16 protein-coding genes are annotated in these 16,814 nt (G+C 63.8%); 5 read left to right on the top strand and 11 right to left on the bottom strand.

What is annotated here, in order from left to right; genetic code table 11:
• Window positions 1-48: 48 nt before the first annotated feature.
• Window positions 49-1,185 (top strand): porin, encoded by a 1,137-nt coding sequence (locus tag U5798_RS26375; RefSeq protein WP_322083718.1) that lies wholly within the window; start codon window positions 49-51, stop codon window positions 1,183-1,185.
• A 172-nt stretch (window positions 1,186-1,357) separates the two neighbouring features.
• Here U5798_RS26375 and U5798_RS26370 read toward each other — a convergent pair whose 3' ends face one another.
• From U5798_RS26370 to U5798_RS26330, 9 genes are all read right to left on the bottom strand, one after another.
• On the bottom strand, window positions 1,358-1,792 hold the full coding sequence (locus U5798_RS26370; RefSeq protein ID WP_322083717.1) for a hypothetical protein: 435 nt from the start codon (window positions 1,790-1,792) through the stop codon (window positions 1,358-1,360).
• A 157-nt stretch (window positions 1,793-1,949) separates the two neighbouring features.
• A complete protein-coding gene (locus U5798_RS26365; protein ID WP_322083716.1) occupies window positions 1,950-2,324 on the bottom strand; it encodes a copper resistance protein CopC in 375 nt (124 codons plus the stop codon).
• Between the two features lie 2 nt (window positions 2,325-2,326).
• Complete coding sequence (locus U5798_RS26360) at window positions 2,327-3,259, bottom strand: hypothetical protein (RefSeq protein WP_322083715.1); 933 nt, start codon at window positions 3,257-3,259, stop codon at window positions 2,327-2,329.
• 105 nt (window positions 3,260-3,364) lie between these two features.
• Window positions 3,365-3,721, bottom strand: coding sequence for a DUF2946 domain-containing protein (locus U5798_RS26355; protein WP_322083714.1), 357 nt, complete (start codon window positions 3,719-3,721; stop codon window positions 3,365-3,367).
• 352 nt (window positions 3,722-4,073) lie between these two features.
• On the bottom strand, window positions 4,074-4,907 hold the full coding sequence (gene aroE, locus U5798_RS26350) for a shikimate dehydrogenase (RefSeq protein WP_322083745.1): 834 nt from the start codon (window positions 4,905-4,907) through the stop codon (window positions 4,074-4,076).
• The gene (locus tag U5798_RS26345; protein WP_322083713.1) at window positions 4,907-6,127 is read right to left on the bottom strand and encodes a CoA transferase; all 1,221 of its coding nucleotides are present in this window, start codon (window positions 6,125-6,127) and stop codon (window positions 4,907-4,909) included. Before U5798_RS26345 ends, aroE begins: the two co-directional genes overlap by 1 nt.
• On the bottom strand, window positions 6,127-6,585 hold the full coding sequence (locus tag U5798_RS26340) for a MaoC family dehydratase (RefSeq protein ID WP_322083712.1): 459 nt from the start codon (window positions 6,583-6,585) through the stop codon (window positions 6,127-6,129). Before U5798_RS26340 ends, U5798_RS26345 begins: the two co-directional genes overlap by 1 nt.
• Before the next feature lie 2 nt (window positions 6,586-6,587).
• On the bottom strand, window positions 6,588-6,980 hold the full coding sequence (locus U5798_RS26335; protein WP_322083711.1) for a VOC family protein: 393 nt from the start codon (window positions 6,978-6,980) through the stop codon (window positions 6,588-6,590).
• The gene (locus U5798_RS26330) at window positions 6,977-7,927 is read right to left on the bottom strand and encodes a 2-dehydropantoate 2-reductase (protein WP_322083710.1); all 951 of its coding nucleotides are present in this window, start codon (window positions 7,925-7,927) and stop codon (window positions 6,977-6,979) included. Before U5798_RS26330 ends, U5798_RS26335 begins: the two co-directional genes overlap by 4 nt.
• 81 nt (window positions 7,928-8,008) lie before the next feature.
• Between U5798_RS26330 and U5798_RS26325 the strand changes: the two genes are divergently transcribed.
• The 4 genes from U5798_RS26325 (at window position 8,009) to U5798_RS26310 (ending at window position 12,843) form a co-directional block, all read left to right on the top strand.
• On the top strand, window positions 8,009-8,929 hold the full coding sequence (locus tag U5798_RS26325) for a LysR family transcriptional regulator (protein WP_322083709.1): 921 nt from the start codon (window positions 8,009-8,011) through the stop codon (window positions 8,927-8,929).
• Between the two features lie 83 nt (window positions 8,930-9,012).
• On the top strand, window positions 9,013-9,927 hold the full coding sequence (locus U5798_RS26320) for a LysR substrate-binding domain-containing protein (protein ID WP_322083708.1): 915 nt from the start codon (window positions 9,013-9,015) through the stop codon (window positions 9,925-9,927).
• Between the two features lie 178 nt (window positions 9,928-10,105).
• Window positions 10,106-11,380 carry a dicarboxylate/amino acid:cation symporter gene (locus U5798_RS26315; RefSeq protein ID WP_322083707.1) on the top strand — a complete coding sequence of 425 codons (1,275 nt, stop codon included), beginning with the start codon at window positions 10,106-10,108 and terminating at the stop codon, window positions 11,378-11,380.
• A complete protein-coding gene (locus U5798_RS26310) occupies window positions 11,377-12,843 on the top strand; it encodes an aspartate/glutamate racemase family protein (protein ID WP_322083706.1) in 1,467 nt (488 codons plus the stop codon). Before U5798_RS26315 ends, U5798_RS26310 begins: the two co-directional genes overlap by 4 nt.
• A gap of 79 nt (window positions 12,844-12,922) precedes the next feature.
• Here U5798_RS26310 and U5798_RS26305 read toward each other — a convergent pair whose 3' ends face one another.
• Both U5798_RS26305 and U5798_RS26300 read right to left on the bottom strand, forming a co-directional pair.
• On the bottom strand, window positions 12,923-14,992 hold the full coding sequence (locus tag U5798_RS26305; RefSeq protein ID WP_322083744.1) for a phosphocholine-specific phospholipase C: 2,070 nt from the start codon (window positions 14,990-14,992) through the stop codon (window positions 12,923-12,925).
• A 733-nt stretch (window positions 14,993-15,725) separates the two neighbouring features.
• Window positions 15,726-16,814, bottom strand: coding sequence for an aldose epimerase family protein (locus U5798_RS26300; protein WP_322083705.1), 1,089 nt, complete (start codon window positions 16,812-16,814; stop codon window positions 15,726-15,728).

Here is a 16,814-nt window from a genome sequence, read left to right as displayed (position 1 = left end):
CTACGTTATTGTTAGTTATCCAAATTTAAATACGGAAACTGGGCAAGCATGAAAACCGGTATCGAACTCAAGCCGACCTCGCTCGCGCTACTCTTCTGCAACCTTGCGCTGCATTGCGCGACGGCACACGCCCAATCGTCGGTGACCCTGTACGGGCTGGTCGACACGGCCGTGCGTTATACGACCCATGCCGATAAAGCCGGGAACGACCGCACGCAGCTCTCGAACGGCGGTCTGAGCGAAAGTCACTGGGGACTGCTCGGTGCGGAAGACCTCGGCGGCGGCAACAGCGTCGTGTTCCAGCTCGAGAACCGGTTCTTTCCGAACAGCGGGGCAACCGACCCGTCTTACCCGTTCTTCAACACGGCCTTCGTCGGCATCAAGTCTTCGACACTCGGACGGCTCACGCTGGGGCGCCAGCTCAATCCGGTCGCGGACGCAGTGCTGCGAAGCTACGTCACGAATCCGTGGCTGCCGACCGTGTATGAGTTTCGGCCGGAAGCCGGCATGGCACAGGGGTCCTGGACGAGCAACATGGCTAAGTACGCCGCCCGCTGGCAGGACGTGACGCTGGAACTGTCGTACGCGTTCGGAGGCGTTGCAGGCGCGTTCGGCGCGGGCAGCCAGATTGGCGCATCGCTTTCGTATCTGCCGGCAAACTTGCCTTTGCGGGTCGCGGCGGGCTATCTCGACATGCGCGACGCGGTGAATACTTCGGCGCACTTCAAGACGTGGACGGCGGGTGCGGCCTATACGTTCAGCACCGATACGACAGTCAGCGCCGGCTGGGCGGTGAATCGCCAGGATCACGACTATGCGGGCAATTCGCCGAACGGCCCCTTCACGCCTGCCAAGTTGACGGCACTCGGTTTTACCCAGTTCTCCTCACGCGAGATGTTTTATGGCGGCGTAACGCAACGGGTCGGAAACTGGACGCATCTGTCGGCCAACTTCTGGCGCACGCTGCAGAATGGGAAGACGGCGAGTGCCAACGGCAACGCCACGCAGTTCCAGCTCGTCGCCGACTACGGCCTGTCTTCGCGCACAAGTGTCTATCTCGAGGCCGACTACTCGCTCTATCGCGGCGGGCTGATCGGCGCACAGCTGCAAGGGTTCAACGGCTTGAGCGCAGCAGCGGGCTCGACCCAACTGGGCGTCATGGCTGGCCTGCACCATCGCTTCTGACGAGCAGGCGCGACACGACCACGGATGCACGGCGTTCACGCGTGGTGCGCCGTTCAAGAACACAGTCGAGACTGGAATAGTCGTGCAGATCGTGGTCGCCTGACGGGACGCGATCCGTCGCATGACGGACACTCGCAAGCGCAGGTCCCGGGTGACCGCAGAGTACCTCGGTTTAGCTGACCTTTGATTTGAACCACGCGATACTTTCCGAGGTCAGCAAAAATAACCCCGCAACAATTTCTATGGCAATGCTTATCAAGCCCACGACGTTGTTCTGCCCGGAGGAAAGTCCATCCGCAAAAAGATGATGGAGCGCTGTTGCGGCGAGGAGTGCCGTAACGAAAAGTGCAAGGTTCCTTGCCCAGAGCTTTCCGGCTGAAAGGCGCGTGATGGTGAATGCGTAAGATACAAGAAATACCGCAAGCAACCCAAACAACGTGATTGCCGCTTCCCTTTCATTCGTCGTGTTGAAAGGCGGAACGCCCACTTCAGCAACGATTCGCAGGAAGGAGACTGAAAATACAAGCCAGTAGACCGCGACTGCGGCTCGAACGGATTGCGGAGCTTGGTGGTCGGGAAAAAAGCTGAACTTGCTTTTCGCTTTCAAGGAAACCTCCGCAAGATTCGATGTCGAGGCCGGCTAGCCTGATGATCTTAGTAAAGTTTCTACGCATCTTCCAGCAAGAAACAGCGCCGATTGCACACGCGGCTGCTACGTTGGCGACGACGGTGACCACGCGATGAGAACACCGTCGCCGGGTTCATTACTTCACTTTGAACGAATAGTCTCCGTGCGTGCGATGTCCGTCCGACGCGACCGCGACCCAATGCACCGTGTACGTGTCGGGCGGTAACGTGGGCAGCGAAACATGTATTGACTTCGTGTTGTTCGGATCGACCTCCGCCTTCGCGGTATTCACTTGTTGACCCTTCGAATTGCTGACGTTCAACGAGCTGAACGCAGGTTCAAGCGGTCCGTCGAACTCGATCGCCACCCTTGTCGGTGGCACGACTTCGGCGCCCGCCGACGGTGACTGCTTTTGCGGAAACACGTGAGCGAATGCCGTCGACGCGAGCACGATACCTGCCGCGATGGCGGCTGCGCGCAAACCGGGACGATCTCGTTTAAATGCCGGCATGGCTATTCCCCTTTCCCGAAAAATGGCTTGCCAAGCGAGCGAGGCATGACGTCGTCCAGAAACAGGTGCGCCTGAAACAGGACACCTACACCCTTTCCGCTTGCATGGTTGACTGGAATGACCGCTTCGGCGCCAAACTGGCCCCATCGGTTGAGCCAGAGCAGGCCGGGATTGATGCTGCCCGTCGTGTGTCCCGAACAGGGACCGCCGGTACAGGTGCTCATCGGGAACTCGACGACCGGGATCAAGTTGTTGAACGGCGCCTTGAGTCCCACATCCTGTACGACATTCTGCAGGTACGGAAGGCTGTATTGCACGGTGACGCCCCAGCTCAACGCATCCGGGTCAGCGCTGTTCATCGTCAGGCGCGGACCGAGGGTCCCGGTGATCGCGAGCGGCTTCAGGTACTTCAGGCTATCCGGCAAATCGCCGAATCCCTTGCCGACGTAAAGCGTCGGCGTGATCGCCGAGTGTGGATCGGCGATCGAGCTTGCTCCGGTGCCGCCCAGTTCCGCGACCGCGCCAACCGAGGCCATGAACTCGTGCCTTTCGTTCACGTAAAAGCGGTATTTGACGCCGATGGCGAAATTGTCGAAGCCGTGGGCCGATCCGCCGTTCGGCGCGTTGATGTTGACGTAGGTTCCGACGACTGAAAGGGCCAAACTGGGCGTGATCAGCTTGTCCCATTCGAGCGATGTCGTGTTGGTGTGCTGCTGGTCGCCATCGTCGGTCAACGATTTGACGTGGCCGAATTCCAGATTGAGTTCGTCGCCGACACCTGGGTCGTCGACCGCCATCGTCGCCGGGAAAACCCGATTACCGGCGATAGCGTGCGCGGATGCGGGTGCGGGGAACAGAAGCGGGAGTGCGAGCGTAGCCGGCGCGATCAGGGCCGCGAGCATCGGCATACCGCCGCGTGGAGGAATGGTGCGCATGATTCGATCCTTGTGTGAGGCGCGAAATGTGCTCGCGAGCCTGTTAAACGACGCGCGAGAACACGGCGATGCAAAGGCATCTGCATCGTCGTCGGGCTGACTCGATCAGGACGAAAATGGAGGCGCACGCGGCTGGGCCGCAGCGAAGTGGAACGTGCCGTGGAGTGTTTGAAACGGGGTAGCCGAGGCGCGATAAACCGCCGAATCGATCGGCACGAATCCCGTGGCCCCGCCCAGTAACGCGGGTATGTCGGCAAGCAGCCCGCAATATGCGCATGCCTGCCAGTGGGCCGCATTCTCGGGTAACGGCGAGTGGTCGGGAGTTGCAATGTCCGCGCCGTTGCGCGCGGTACAGAGTGCCCCGGATACCGCGTCGAACTGGCGTTCGGAGGAAAGGCTCTGCGATACCGTTGGCGCGAGCGTCGCCATCAGGATTGCAAGCAATCCCAGGATGCTGCCCATCTTCCTGCGAAAAAGAGCGGACATGACGGTGGCGCAATCGCGTACCGGACGGTACGTTGCCGGAATTATGGCATGGGCGCCGAAGGGTCCGGATGGGTAAGCACCCTACTTGTGCGTAGGCATCGGGAGGTGCTTCGCGCCTGTTCGCGCGATTCGCCTGCGTCCGCCTTGCAATGTTCGACTGCTTGCTTGGGGTCGCTAAAGGTGCTCGAAGGAGGGCGAGCGTCGGTCTTGGCGAAGATTCATGTGCCGAGCCTTGTCAGACAAGGCTCAGGTACTGACGCATCATCGGGGCGACGGTAGCGGTTGCAGCGGCAGGGTACCTGCTCACGACACGGCACCCCGCCGGTGTTCAGTCGAACGGCACGGCCAGCCGGTCGATCACCGAGCTGGTCTCGGGGCGTATGCCGCGCCACCACGCGAACGCTTCGGCCGCCTGCTCGACCAGCATGCCGACGCCGTCCGCGATCCCGTGCACCCCCGCGTTTTTCGCGAGCCGGAGAAACGGCGTGAGGCGCTTGCCGTATGCAAGTTCATAGGCCGTGCCGGCCGGACTGAAGACGCTCGGCGGGACCGGCGGCAGGTCGCCGGTCAGGCTGGCCGACGTCGCGTTGACGACCAGGTCGAAACGCCCCATCCGCGCGAGGTCTGCATAGCCGCTGGCAACGAGCGAACCGCGTCCTGCGACCTGCGCGGCGAGTGCACGCGCCTTGTCGACGTCGCGATTCGCTATGACGAGTTCGGCCGGTCCGGCTTCGAGGAACGGCAACAGCGCGCCGCGTGCGGCGCCGCCTGCACCGAGCACCAGTACGCGCTTGCCGGCCATCGGCAGATGGAGGTTCGCTTCGATATCGCGAACCAGTCCGATGCCGTCGAAGTTGTCCGCCAGGATGCGGCCGCCGTCGAACTTCAGCGCATTGGCCGCGCCCGCGAGCTGTGCACGCTCGCTGCGTTCGTCCGACATCGCGAACGCGTCGAGCTTGAACGGCGCGGTGACGTTGATGCCCTTGCCGCCGCCGTCGAAAAACGCGCGAACCGCGTCAGCAAAGGCGCCCGCCGGCTCGACGGGGCCCTCGATGGCCGTATAGACGATGTCCTGCCGCGTGGCTTGTGCGAAGAGACCGTGAATCAGCGGGGATTTCGTGTGCCCGATCGGATTGCCGATCACCGCGTATTGGTCGGTCATCATTGGTTCTCCTTCGAATAGAGGACGCCATCGGCCTGCATCGCATCGATTTCGGCCGAATCGAACCCGAGGGAGCGCGCGATTTCCGCGTTGTGCTGCCCGAGATCGGGCGCGACGTCGCGAATCGTCGTATCGCAATCGGAAAACCGGAACGGCAGATTGGGCAGGCGCAGTGTCCCGTAGCGCGGATGGTGTTGCTCGACGACCATGCCTCTGGCCTGGATCTGCGGATCGTTCAATACCTCGTCGATGCGCTGCACCTTCGCACAGGGAACGTCGATCCCGTCCAGCAGATCCAGTACCGACGCGACGGAACGCGCGGCCACCCACGGCTCGACGACCGACAGGATCTCCGCACGGTGCGCGTTGCGTCCGGTGCTGTCGTGATACAGCGTGTCGGTGCCGAAGCCAGCCGGGCCGCCGTGCGCCGCGATCAGTCCGGCGAAGCGCTTCCACGCGTCGTCGACCTGCGCGGCGATCACGAGATCGCCGTCCGCGGCACGGAATACGCCGTAGAGCGTCGAGGTCGGCATGTCGTGCCCGGTCTGCTCGGGCAGCACGCCCTGCAGCGTGTAGCACTGCACCGCGTATTCGTGCATCGATACCAGCGTGTCGTACAGCGCCATGTCGACGTGTTGCCCGCGACCGCTCTTCACGCGCCCCAGCAGCGCGGCATTGATGGCCGCGACCGCATGAATGCCGGTGTACATGTCGCCGAGCGAGATGCGCAGCAGCGGCGGCCGCTCGCCCGGCGTGCCCACCATCTGCATGATGCCGCTCTTGGCTTCCGCGATCAGCCCGAAGCCCGCGCGGTGCGCATCGGGACCGGTGTGACCGTACGCCGAAATCGAACAGTAGACGAGGCCCGGATTGCGTGCCGACAGTTCGGCATAGCCGAGCCCGAGCTTGTCCAGCGCGCCCGGCCGATAGTTCTCGATGAACACGTCGGCCGAGTCGCACAGGCGCTGCATGAACGCCTTGCCGCGCGCGTCCTTCATGTTGACGCTCACGCCGCGCTTGCCCATGTTGAGCTGGAGGAAGTAGCCGCTTTGCTGGTCGTCGAGCACGGTCGCGTGCTGGCGTCCGGCGTCGCCGGAGCCGGGGCGCTCGACCTTGATGACTTCGGCGCCGAGCGCGGCGAGACAGCGACCGACATACGGGCCGGCAAGGAAGTGGCTGTAGTCGACGACGCGAATGCCTTCGAGTGGGCGAGCCTGCATTACAGGGCCTCCGGGCGCCGCGGCACCATCAGGCGATGTTCGCCGTGTTGAACGACCTGGCCGTCCTGATTGATCAGCTCCGACGGCAGCACCACGATGCCCCAACCCGGGCGACTCTTGCTGGCCCGCATCGAGCCGACGCGGAACTTGACGTGAAGCACGTCGTCGACCTTGATCGGCAGTACGAAGTCCCACGTCCAGCCGAGCGACATGCCGGGCAGGAAGCGGTAGTCGCTTTGCGTCTTCAGGCCGTCGGCGATGGACAGGCCGAACAGCCCGTGCGCGACGAGGCAGCCGAAATGGCTCGCGTTCGCGTATTCCTCGTCCACGTGGACGGGCGTATGGTCGCCGGTGAGATCGGCGTACGCGAGAATGCGCTCCTTGGTCACGATGTAGCTCGGGCTCGTGCACACGTCGCCCTCGCGTGCGTCGTCCCAGTATTTTTCGACGATCGTCATGTTCACGCCTCCGCGCGCGGGTTGATGGCCAGCGCCTGCGCGACGCAGGAAGCCGGTCTGGCCTGGATCAGTTCGACGGCAAGCCCGTCGGGCAGGCGAATCCAGTTCCGCCCTTGCGGCATCTCCGTCACGCCGAATCGTTGTGCGGCGGCCAGCGCGGCCTCCAGGTCTTCGCACATCACGCCGAGATGGGCGAGCCGGCCTTCCGGGCCTTCGTGTTCCGGCGCGTGGATGAACTGCAGGCCGCCGAGCGTCCAGTACTGTCGCGGCGCGTCGAGCGTGCCGTCCACTTCGCGCAGCGTCATGCCGAGCACGTCCTCGAAGAAGCGGATGTGCCAGTGGATATCCTTCACCCAGATCGCGACGTGTTCCAGATAAGCTTTCGTGGCGCTCATGCGGCAGCCTCCTCACGTTGGCGATCGGCCATCGCGCGCTCCAGCCCCTTGACGCAGGCGACGAGCGTGGCGTTGACCGGGGTCGGCACGCCGTAGCGCTGCCCGGCACGCACGACCGAACCGTTGATGAAGTCGATCTCGGTGATCGAGCCCTTCTCGAGGCTCTGCAGCATCGAGGTCTTGAAAGCGGCCGGCAACCCCTCGGCGGCGAGCGTCCACGCCTGCTCGGGATCGGTCATCGACAGCTTGACGCCGGCCGCTTGCGCGGCCGCGATCGCCTCGGCCACGGCCGCGAGCGACGTCGCCTTCAGCAGCGGCTCGTCGTAGAGCTGCCCGTAGGTGAGGCCGGTCAGGCCCGTCAGCGCGCCGGTCGCGACATTCACCAGCAGCTTGTCCCACATCGTGCCGACGATGTTGTCGCTGATCGTCGTCGCGAGGCCGGCCGTATTGAACGCGTCCGCGATCGCCTGCACGCGCGGCGTGATGCGGCCGTCGAGTTCGCCGATGTAGGTGTATTTGCCGATCACGCCGGATTCGATATGACCCGCGCCGCGCAGCACGCCGCCGACGTAGGTCTTGCCGGCGAGGACGCGCTCGCGGCCGACGGCGTCGCTGAGGATGTCCTCGTGGCCGAGGCCGTTCTGCAGCGACAGCACGACGGTATCGGGCCCGACCAGCGACAGGGCGCCGCGAATCGCAGCGTCGGTGTGGAACGACTTGACCAGCACCACGACCACGTCGGCCGTGCCGACTTCAGCTGCCTGCGTCGTCGCGTGCACGCGTACCTGGCGGGTGCCGCCCGCGTCGTCGACGCGCAGGCCGTCGCGGTTCATCGCATCGACGTGCGCGGGCGAGCGGCCGATCAGCCAGGTCTCATGGCCGCCTTGGGTGAGGGTGGCGCCGATCGCGCAGCCCAGTGCGCCAGCGCCCAGAATGGCAATTTTCAACGGTGTCTCCTTGATGGTTGGCTTCACGATAGGAGTCGCCGTTCATATCCACAATACAATGGATACAATGACGTCATTGCTGTGGACAATAACGTGACGATGCCCGCCGACCTGCCTGACCTCAAGCTGCTTCAGCTTTTCGATCTCCTGTACGACGTGCGCAGCGTCACGCGCGTGGCCGAGCAACTGGGCCAGAGCCAGCCGACGGTCAGCATCTGGCTCGGGCACCTGCGGGAATACCTGCACGATCCGCTCTTCGTCCGGACACCCGGCGGCATGGCGCCGACGCCGCAGGCCGACGCGCTGATCGGGCCCTGCCGGGAAATTCTCGAGTCTCTGCGGCGCTTCACCGCGTGGGAGATCGCGTTCGATCCTGCGACGGCGCAGCGGCGCTTTCGCATCTGCATGACCGATGCGAGCCACATCACGCTGCTGCCGCGGCTGTTGGCCCATGTCCGGGCGCAGGCGCCTGGCGTTCGGCTGGAAGCCGCACGGATCGACGGCAATACGGAACGCGCGCTCGAATCCGGCGAAGCCGATCTCGCCATCGGCTATGTGCCATGGCTGGGCGGCGGCATTTATCAGCAGAAGCTGTACGACCAGGACTGGGTATGTCTGGCGAACCGGCATCACCCGAGGATCCGTAGTCGTCTCGGGGCAAAGCAGTACCGTTCCGAAGGACATGTCGCCATCACGGGGGGGACGGGGGCGCAACTCCTCGAACAGGCATTGCGGCAGGCGGGCATCGAGCGGGACATCGTGCTGGAGTTGCCGGGTTTCCTGGGTTTGGGGGCGATCGTCCAGACGACCGACCTGATTACGACGCTACCTCGTCACATCGGCGAGACGCTGGCTCAGGCGAGCGATCTGGCGGTTCATGCATGCCCGATTCCGGTCGAAGGTTTCGCGGTACGGCAGCATTGGCACGCGCGCTATCACCACGAGGCCGGCAACCGGTGGTTGCGCGGCGTCGTGATTCGACTGTTCGGTGCAGTGCATTGACCGGCGTTTTTTGCCTAACGATTTGTCTGCCCGTTTGTTAATGTGTCTCCAATTCGGACCGCTCACGGCTTGCCCAGGCAACTATGGAAATCAAGTGGATCGAGGATTTCATCGCCCTCGCGCAATACCAGAGCTTCTCCCGCGCCGCGGAGTTTCGCAACGTCACGCAGTCGGGCTTCAGTCGCCGAATCCAGTCGCTCGAGCAGTGGATCGGCGCGGAGCTGATCGATCGCAGCAGCTTCCCGCCGGTGCTTACGCCGGCCGGACAGCTGTTTCGCGAGACGGCTGAAGACGTGCTCAGCCGATTGTTCGATACGCGTGCAATCATTCGCACCGAGCAACGAATCGCCGGCAAGAGTCTGCAGATTGCGGCCGGCCACACGATCGCGCTCAATTTTCTGCCCGGCTGGCTCAAGGCGCTTGCGCCCCATTTCGGAGAAGTTCGGGCGCGCGTCATTCCAACCAATGTTCACGACTCGATCCTGATGCTCGTCAACGGGAACTGCGAGCTGATGTTCGCGTATCACCATCCCGAACTGCCGTTGCATCTCGACCCGGGCCGATACGAGCACGTGACCGTCGGTATCGATACGCTGATGCCCGCATGCAGGCCGAACCGGCGCTCGGGGCCCATGTTTCGCCTGCCGGGCACGAAGCAGGTTCCGCTGCCGCTCATTTCGTATACGGACACCAGCTACTTCGGACGTTGTCTTGCGTTGCTGCTCACCCGGGCGCCCGGAACGCCCGTGCTGCAGTTGCACTATGAGTCGGACATGGCCGAAGTGTTGAAGAAGCTCGTGCTGGCGGGTGAGGGCGTCGCGTGGCTGCCCAGGAGTTCGATCGCCGCAGAGCTGGAAACCGGCGATCTCGTGCCTGCCGGGCCGGCGGCGTGGCATCTCGAAGTCGAGCTGCGCGTCTATCGCGATGTCTCCAACCGCAGCGAATTCCTGGACACGCTCTGGCAGCACCTCCGTTCGGCGTCGCCGCGGCTCGGCTAGGGTTTTCCCAGCGTATGCGAATCTCGCATACGCTCATGATGCACTGGCATCGCGGTTTTATTGACGCTCCCTACCATTCGTTCCAGCGGCAATTGTGACGTCCGGCCGGCGTCATTTGAGCCCATTCCCAGCGCCCCGCAGGCTTCGGCCACCCGGCGCCATCCAAGGACGAATGGACATGAAAAATCGCCTCACTCTCAACATCGCCGTCGGCATGGTTCTAGGTGTCGTTACCGGCTACGTGTGTCACAAGAACCTCGCCGATCCCGGTACGCTCAAAGCGGTCGCCGGTTACTTTTCGATCGTGACGGACATCTTTCTGCGGCTGATCAAGATGATCATTGCGCCGCTGGTCTTCGCCACGCTCGTGTCGGGCCTGGCCGGGATGGACAGCGGTGACGACGTCGGCCGGATCGGCTTCCGTTCGGTCGGCTGGTTCATCTGCGCGTCGCTGGTTTCCTTGGGCCTTGGGCTCGTCATGGCCAATGCGCTGGAGCCGGGAGCCGGTCTTCATCTCACGGACTCCGCCGCGGAGGTCAACACGGGGCTGAATACGGCTGCGTTGAACGCGCGGGACGTGATCACGCACGCATTCCCGACCAGCCTGCTCGATGCGATGGCGCGCAACGACATTCTCCAGATCCTCGTATTCTCGGTATTCCTTGGCATCGCGCTGAGCGCACTCAGGAAAGACCCGCGGGTCGGCGTCGTGATCCAGGCAATCGACGGACTGGTGCCGGTGATGTTGCGCCTGACGAACTACGTCATGCGAGCGGCGCCGCTCGGCGTGTTCGGCGCGATCGCTTCAGCGGTCACGCTTCGCGGCCTGGATGTGATCTACACGTACGGCAAGCTGATCGGCGCGTTCTATCTCGGCTTGCTCGTCCTTTGGGCGGTCCTGGTCGGTATCGGCTATGCATTTCTTGGGCGACGCGTCGTCGGCCTGCTGAAAGCCGTGCGCGAACCCGCATTGATCGCCTTTTCCACCGCGAGCAGCGAGGCCGCCTATCCACGCCTGACCGAACAACTGGAGAAGTTCGGCGTCGACAAGAAGGTGGTCGGGTTCACGCTTCCGTTGGGCTATGCGTTCAACCTCGACGGTTCGATGATGTATCAGGCGTTCGCAGCGATCTTCATCGCGCAAGCCTTCGGCGTGCACATGCCGTTGTCGCAACAGATCGTCATGCTGCTGATTCTCATGCTGAGCAGCAAGGGCATGGCAAGCGTGCCGCGCGGATCCGTCGTCGTCGTGGCCGCGGTGGCCCCGATGTTTCACCTGCCGGCCGCGGGCGTCGCCATGGTTCTCGCGATCGATCAGCTTCTCGATATGGGGCGCACGATGACGAACGTCATCGGCAATAGCGTCGCGACGGCCGTGATTGCGAAGTGGGAAGGTAATCGGTCGGCTGCGCCGGGCAATGCCGCATTCGACACGCCGGAGCTGAACGCATGAAACACCCCGAATCCGTGGCCGCTCGGCGGAAGTTCGGCGTCGTCGGCGGTCTTGGCCCGCTCGGAAGCGCCGACGTGTTCTTCAAGATGGTGAAGGCAGCCGCCGCGTCGTCCGATGATGAGCATGCCGACATGATCTTCGAGCAGCGCCCCTTCAGCGGTTCGGGATCGAGCAGCGCCGCCACGACGGAGCGCAAGCTTTACGTGTTCGACATGATCCGCGAGTTCGAGAAGCGTGGTGTGACGACCGTCGTGCTCCCATGCTTTCTGAGCCATACGTTTATCGATGAACTGAAGGCGAACACGCGGCTGCCGATCGTCGACATGGTCGACGCGCTTCGCACCTACGTGCGGCAAAAGTTCCCCGGCGTTACCCGCATTGGCGTGATGGCTTCGGACTATGTACGCGGAAAGAAATTGTTCGAGACGTACTTTCCTTCACCGCGGTTCGAGATCCTCTATCCGCGGGCGCAGGGCGACATCGATCCCGTGACCGACGCGATCTACGGGCCGGACGGGATCAAGCGCGGCAACCTCCGAGGGCGGCCGGTCGAACGACTGCGCGCCGCGTGCGAGGACCTGACGGATCAGGGGGCGCAGGTCATCGTCCCGGCCCTGACGGAAATCGCGCTTGTCGCGGACGCGCTCGGCCCGCAGCGCGTGCCGCTGATCGATTCCAATCTGGTGTACGCGCAGTACGCCGTTTCGGCGCCGGGCGGTTCGTGCGCGCCGACGTTCAAGGTCGGCGTCGTCGGCGGCGTCGGGCCGGCTGCGACCGTCGATTTTCTGAACAAGATCGTTCGCAACACGCCGGCGTCGCGCGACCAGGACCATATCAAGCTGCTGGTCGAGCAAAACCCGCAAATTCCCGATAGAACGGAAAATCTCGTCGGCGCCGGCACGGACCCTACGATTTCGCTGTATGCGACCTGCAAGAAGCTTGAAGACGGAGGCGCGGACATCATCGCGATCCCCTGCAACACCGCCCATGCGTTCGTGGAGCGCATTCAGCCTTGGCTCGGCATCCCGATCGTCAACATGCTGACGGTCACGGTCGCCTATCTGCGCGAGACCTACCCGGCGCTGCGCGCGGTTGGCGTGCTGGCAACGTCCGGGACGATCGAGAGCGGCGTGTACAAGAAGGCGCTCGATGCACAGGGGCTCACGCAAGTTGCGCCGCGGCCCGCGTTGCAGGCGCGCGTGATGGAAGCGATTTACGGCAGGCACGGCGTCAAGGCGGGTTTCTCGACGGGACGATGTGCAGAAGACATCCAGGCGGCGGTCGATGGATTGATTTCCGACGGCGTCGACGTGATCGTGCTTGGCTGTACCGAGCTGCCGATCCTGTTGCCTGGCACGGAGTACGTGTCGCGAAACGGCGTTCGGGCAACGCTTGTCGATCCGACCGAGGTGTTGGCACGTCGATGCATCGCCTATGCCGCCACGGCCGGCGAGCGAGCATGACCGGGCCGCTCGACCGGTCATGCTCCCGGCGCGCGTCGTTGCTTTGCCTCTCGGTGCGTTCGCGCCAGCGTCGAATGGCTCAGGCCATCGACGGATCGGTCACGCCGGGGGCGCCGGTTTCGACATATCCGGCACACTGCCGCAGAAAACGGGCATCGGCGTCGCACGTGATGCTGATGTCGTACCATCGCTTGCTTGCCGCGAGGGACCACGGAACCTGTACCGTCCGTCCGGCCTGCACGGTCATGGATTGCGCCGCGACACCATAGCGATTGTCCGTGATCGTGAATGTCACGCCGGATGTTCCGCTATTCGTCAGGCTGATCTCGAGGTCGCCCTGGGTGACTTCATAGCAGACCGTCGCTTCCCGTGTACCCGCATTCGAACCGGAGGAACTGAAACGCCGCACGAAGCCGTTGGCCGCGACCACCGTGATGTCGTATGCGGCGACACCGGCCGCGGCGGCGGCAAAGCGCCAGTTGTCGGACAGCCGCGTTCGCGCATCGACCGTATAGCGCTTGACCGACGTGGGTGAAATGCCGGAATGGACGGCAAACCCGGCCGCGACGCTTCCGCTGTTCACGAACGTGAGCGTCAGGCCGCCGGATGCGGGGCTTTCGGCGGCATTGACGAACAGCTCGTACGGCAGTGCGCGCGCGTTTCGACTGCCGCGCTCCTGCTGCGCCATCACCTGGGTGAGCGGCGCCGTGGGGGCCGGCAGCGTGCTTTGTGCGGCCGCCGCCGCACTCAATCCTGCCACCGACGGGACGGTAACGGCGCTCGCGTCGGGGTTCGTGAAGTCGAACGCCGAAGTGAGGTCGCCGCACACTGCACGGCGCCATGCGCTGATGTTCGGCTCGACCACACCGAAGCGCTTCTCGAGAAATTTGATGATCGACGTATGGTCGAACACCTCCGAGCATGTCCACGCGCCCCTGGACCACGGCGAGACGACGAACATCGGCACGCGCGCGCCGAGTCCCACGGGGCCCGCGGGGTTCGTCGCGCTGCCCGAATAGAATTCACGCGCGGTGGGGACGTTCGACAGGCCGTCCTGGCCGGAGGCCGGTGGCGACGGCGGAACGACGTGGTCGAAGAATCCGTCGTTCTCGTCGTAGGTGACGAACAGGGCCGTCTTGCTCCATGTATCGGGATTGGACGTCAGCGCGTCCAGCACGGCGGCGATATAGGTCGCGCCGTCGGCCGGCGAGCGAGCGGGGTGTTCCGAGCACATGTACGGCGGCAAGAGCCAGGATACCTGGGGCAACGTGCCGGATTTCACGTCACGGGTGAAGTCCGCCAGGGTGCGCTTGGTCGTGCCGTTTGCCACGAGTGCCGGGTCCGCATTCGCCGACGTATAGGCCTGGAAGAAATTCAGGACGTTGTACGGATTCGGAAAATCGACGTTCGTGGATCCCGCGGGGGCCGGCGTGAGTGTCGTCTTGAACGATTCGGTGCCGTCCGAACCTTGATAGACATGCCAGCTGATACCGGCCTTCTGCAGCCGCTCCGGGTACGTCGTCCACGTGAAGATATTCGCCGGCGTATTGTCGATCAGCGGTCCGCCGCCCGTGCCGGCCACGTCGATCATGCCCGTCATCAGATGGAGCCGGTTCGTGTTGGTCGGCCCCATGCACGAGGAGAAATAGGCATCGCATACGGTGAATGCGTCCGCCAGCGCGTAATGGAACGGGATATCGTTCCGCGAAAAGTGGCCCATCGTGAGCGCGCCTTTCGCCGACACCCAGTTGTCCCAGCGGCCCTCGTTCCACGCGCCGTGCCCGTCGGCCCAGCCGTGCGGAAGCGAGCTGATCGTTTGCGCTTTCGTCGCGTTGGTATCGAGATGGAAGGGGTTCACATACGCACCCTTGCCGTCCGGTTGATTCCACATCGAGCGTTGATTGTCGATGGGAAACGTCGATCGATCGTTGAAGCCGCGAAATCCGGCGTGCTGGCCAAGGTAGTGATCGAAAGAGCGATTTTCCTGCATGAGGATGACGACATGCTCGACGTCGGCGATCGTGCCGGTCTTCGAGGCCGCCGGAATCGCGAGCGCGCGCCGTATGCTGGCCGGCAACAGCGTCATTGTTGTCGTCGCACCCAATACTGCTGCAGATTGCCTGATGAAATCTCTACGGTTAACGGTCATGATGCGCTTCGTACAATTGATCAGTTGCCGCAGTGAAAAATCTTCTTGGCGACCGGCGTGGAATCGATATGGCCGCCGTCGTCGCCGCATCCCGAGAGCATTGCGCTCGCGAGCAACAAGAACAGACAGGTGACTGCCCGGGTTTTTTTCATCTTCTATCCTTGGCCGACGTCGATGCGTCGCTATCGTTGTCGGCCGTATACGTGAAATCGAGCTGCCGATGCTCGTACTGGCATGAAAGCGGCGGGAGACGATTCTGCCGAGTCCAGGCCAAGCCGCTTTCCGCAGGCCTGCTCCTGGTGGTCAGGCAGTGGACGACTCGACGCAAGACGCAAGACCGTGCAAGGGCGCAATGCCGACCGCCCCGCACGCCGGAACGCCGGGCGCGCCGTCGACCCGAATCCATGCCGGAGCCTGGACCGGAGCGACAGGGCAGTGCCCGGGCGTGCGCATTCGAACATCGAAAGATGACGAGACGGAGACGGACATATTCGTTTCCATTTCAAATCATTTCGGATGGCTTTCGAAGTCGTTCTAGTTTCGTATTGCCCGGAAGGCACGCTGATGCGACGGAAGACCGCCTTGCCGGTCAGGTTCCGTGCGGGTTTGACTGCGGAATGGTTTCGAGGAATGGAGGGCGATGCGCGCGCAGGCTGCATCGCCCGTGACGGCTCGGAGCAGGGAGCGGGAGCGGCCGTTGCCTGACGTGGGCGTCGATGCCGGCTCGTGCGGACTACGCGTGGACGCCCACCCGGTACCGTGTCGTTTGCCGATACGTAGCGCCCGGATAGAGGATCACGTCGTCGCGCAGGCCGGCCATGTTGACCTGATTCGGAAAGCCGCCGGCCTCGACGCACAGCGCGGCGTGTCGCGCGCAAAGCGTGCCGCCGCTCACGCGTACGCCGTCGAGATAATTTCCCGTATAGAGCTGCAGGCCTCGCTGATCGGTCGACACGAGCAACTCGCGCCCGCTTTCCGGATCGTAGACCCGCGCGACGGGCCGAACCTCGCGGGCGCCGTCGCCCACGACGAAGCAATGGTCGAAGCCGCGCGCGCGCGCCAGTTGCGAATGGGGCCAATCGAGGCGCGCGCCGATCGGTGCGCTTTGGCGGAAGTCGAACGCCGTGCCGGTCACGTCGGCCGTGCCGGTCGGGATCAGCGCGTCGTCCACTTCGAGGAACGCATCGGCGGCGATGTGCAGCAGATGGCCGCGGACATCGCTGCCGGGGCGCCCGTTCAGGTTGAAGTAGCTGTGATTCGTCAGGTTCAGCGGCGTCGGTGCGTCGGTCCATCCCGCGTAGTCGATCGTCAGCGTGCCGTCGTCATCGAGCGTGTAGCGAACCTGGACGCTCACGTTGCCGGGGAATCCTGCGTCGCCTTCCGGCGAATCGAGCCGCAGCGTCAGCCCGCCGCAGTCGTCGATCACGTCCCAGCGCACGCGATGAAAGCCGTTCGCGCCGCCGTGCAGCAGGTTGCCGTTCTCGTTGCGGTCGAGCAGGTAGTCGACGCCGTCGAGTGCGAAGCGCGCACCGGCGATCCGGTTCGCCCATCGGCCGATCGTCGCGCCGAGGTAGACACCGGATTCGAGGTACTCGGCCGGCGTGTCGTGGGCGAGCACGATATCGGCAAAGCGCCCCGCGCGGTCGGGGGCGAGCCACGACACGACGGTCGCGCCGAGGTCGCTGATGCCGACGCGCATCCCGTGCGCATTGCGCAGCGTGTAGCGCCGCACGGGCTCGCCGTCGGGCAACGTGCCCCACGGCTCGGAAGGCACGCGTGCAACGCCGGGTGTCAGGTGTGAGGAGTCGGTATCGAGGTGCAT

This window comes from Burkholderia sp. BCC1972 (assembly GCF_905339605.1).
Lineage (GTDB): Bacteria > Pseudomonadota > Gammaproteobacteria > Burkholderiales > Burkholderiaceae > Burkholderia.
This window is presented reverse-complemented; position numbering and strand designations above follow the sequence as displayed.